Source organism: Nonomuraea sp. NPDC003214, assembly GCF_053590035.1.
Map to the genome: position 1 here is coordinate 1 of NZ_JBSFSX010000049.1, position 1,291 is coordinate 1,291.

Consider the following 1,291-nt stretch of genomic DNA (forward strand, 5'->3'; position numbering starts at 1 on the left):
CGGCCTCCTCCGGCCTCGAACGGGCGCGCTCGCTCTGGCAGATGCGCCGCTCCCTGTTCGCGCCGCTGGCCCCGTACGAGGTGCCGGCCCCTCGCGCTCCCCGGCAGGTTGCGCGCGTTCGGCTTCCACAGGGTCATGTGTTTTGCGGGGCAGCTCCTCAAGGCTGGACCGCTGGGCGACGCGCTCTGTGGGAGCCCCTTTGGGCTGGTCAGCCCGGCAGAGCTCCCAGGCCGGCCAGCAGCTCGTCGCGCTCCGCCTGTGACAGAGCCTGGTAGATGGGCTCGTCCAGCCGGTTCGTCTCGTCCTCGATCTCCCGCCGCTGCGGGCTGTCCGCGGGCAGTGCCCTCAGCTGAGCGAGCGTGAGCCCGGCGGCGGACCAGGCGGCCCGGTGCGCGTCGCCCCGGTGGTGGCGCAGCGCCCCGAGGCGACTGGTCAGGCGCAGCGCCGGGGAGGCGTCGGCAGGCTCGTACACCGGAGCCACCGCCCGGAACGCCGGACCACCGGTGGCCTGACCCGCTTCCAGGAGACGGCCGACCAGTTCGGCGAGCCGTGGCACCACGGTGAGGCCCGGCAACGTCTCGACCAGCTTCTCGTCCCAGTACACCTCAGCCCAATCGGCGTACGTGCGCTGCACCGCCAGCGCCAACTCCCGGCCGAGCGCGGTCAGCCGCCACGTTCCGTCACCGTCGACCTCCGCCACGCCCTGCGCCAGCTCGTCGGTCATGTCCGAGCCGGAGTACGTGGTCACCGCCGCGAAGGCTTCGGCAGGCATCGGCCGGGCCAGCAGGCCGAAATAGAAGCTCCTTTCGAAGCCCGGCCGGATCTTGTACGCGTCGTAGACAGCCTGGACGCGCTCATGCCCTGTGCCCCGGAACCCCGCGTACACCCGGTCGACCACGGGCCGGATCAGTGCTGCGTAACTCATATGGCCTCCACTTACTCGCACAGTGGGAAGCCAAGAATAGATCAATCGTGGGTGCCGTCATCGTGAACAGGCGCGATTGACCGATCACCGAGGGCGCATGAATGAGCGCGGAGTAGGCGGCGAGAACCCGCCGAAGAAATGGAGTACGCCGCCCCGGCCAATTCCGATGCGGAAGCCCGGCTCGGCGGATCTTGACGTGGCCTCATCCGCCACCAAGTTCCACCTGGCCTTTCCGCCTTCCGCTCAAGAACCGGGCCAAGCCGTACGGTGAACGGCCGGGGAGCGCGAGGGGCCGGCAGGCCCCTCGCCGGGGGTGGGGGGGGGAGGCCCCCCCAAACCCGGCCCCAGCCCCCCACGCGCGCAGCG

The 1,291-nt window shown here is 71.0% G+C and carries 1 protein-coding gene; it reads right to left on the bottom strand.

The window, feature by feature from the left end:
• Positions 1-208: 208 nt before the first annotated feature.
• Positions 209-925: a helix-turn-helix domain-containing protein gene (locus ACWDXC_RS45250; RefSeq protein WP_449993262.1), complete on the bottom strand. Its 717-nt coding sequence runs from the start codon at positions 923-925 to the stop codon at positions 209-211.
• Positions 926-1,291: the final 366 nt, after the last annotated feature.